Here is a 1,125-nt window from a genome sequence, read left to right on the forward strand (position 1 = left end):
GACTGCCGCCTGGCGGACGCGTCGTCGTCCCGGCATCGTCACGCACGCCGTCCGGCTCCCCGAACCGCACCGACGGATCATCGTGCGAACGTCGCGACGGCCTCGACGTGATGCGTCATGGGGAACAGGTCGTACCCGTCGACCTCGACCAGCTCGTAGCCGGCCGACGCGAGCAGCGCGACGTCCCGCCCGAGCGCGGCCGGGTCGCACGCGACGTAGACGAGCCGTTCGGGGCGCAGCGAGCTGACGGCCTCGAGCACGCGCCGGCCGGCACCCGCGCGCGGCGGGTCGAGCACGACCACGTCCGCGTGCACCACGTCCGACGACGCGTCCTGCTCGCCCGAGAGCACGCGCGCCACGTCGCCCGCGTGCAGCTCGACGTTCGTGCGGTCGTGCAGGTTGCGCCGCGCGTCACGCACCGCGCGGGCATCGCCCTCGACGGAGACCACCTCGCCCGACGGCCCGACCGCGTCGGCCAGCGCGGCGGTGAACAGCCCCGAGCCCGAGTACAGGTCGAGCACCGTGGCGCCCGCGACGTCGCCGATCCCGCGCAGCACCGCGCTCACGAGCGTCGCGGGGGCCTCGCGGTGCACCTGCCAGAACCCCGCGGCCGCGACGCGGTAGGAACGCTCGACGCCGTCGGCGACCACGACCTCACGCACCGACGTGCGTGCGTTGGGCCGCGTGTCGGGACGACGGCGGGCGAGGTCGAACGGCACGCCGTCAACGAGGACGAGAGGCCGGTCGCCGCCCACGGGCGCCACCGCCTCGAGGCGCGCACCCACGGGCCAGCGCCGTGAGAACAGGTCCAGCTCGGCGATGTCCTCGACCGCGAGCGGCATGCCCTCGAGTGCCGTCACGTCGTGCGACCGGTGGCCCCGCATGCCCGCACGTCCCTGCGCGTCGGTCACGAGGTCGATGCGCGTCCGCCAGGCCAGTCCCCCGCGCTCGTCGTCGCCCGGCGCGGCGTGCACGACCACGTCGCGCTCGACGCGTCCGAGTCGCTGCAGCTGCTCGCGCAGCACCGCGGCCTTCCAGGCCCGCTGCGCCGGTAGGGCGACGTGCGCGAGCTCTCCCCCGCCGACGCCACCCGGGCCGGCGGCCGGCCACGCGCTCGGCACGCGG

At 76.2% G+C, this 1,125-nt stretch carries 1 protein-coding gene; it reads right to left on the bottom strand.

Translation table 11 applies throughout. The annotated features are described in order from the left end of the window. Positions 1–77: 77 nt before the first annotated feature. A partial coding sequence (locus CWIS_RS15215) for a class I SAM-dependent RNA methyltransferase (protein ID WP_048344195.1) occupies positions 78–1,125 on the bottom strand: 1,048 nt, incomplete at its 5' end.

The organism is Cellulomonas sp. A375-1, from assembly GCF_001040865.1.
GTDB classification, from domain to species: Bacteria; Actinomycetota; Actinomycetes; order Actinomycetales; family Cellulomonadaceae; genus Cellulomonas; species Cellulomonas gelida.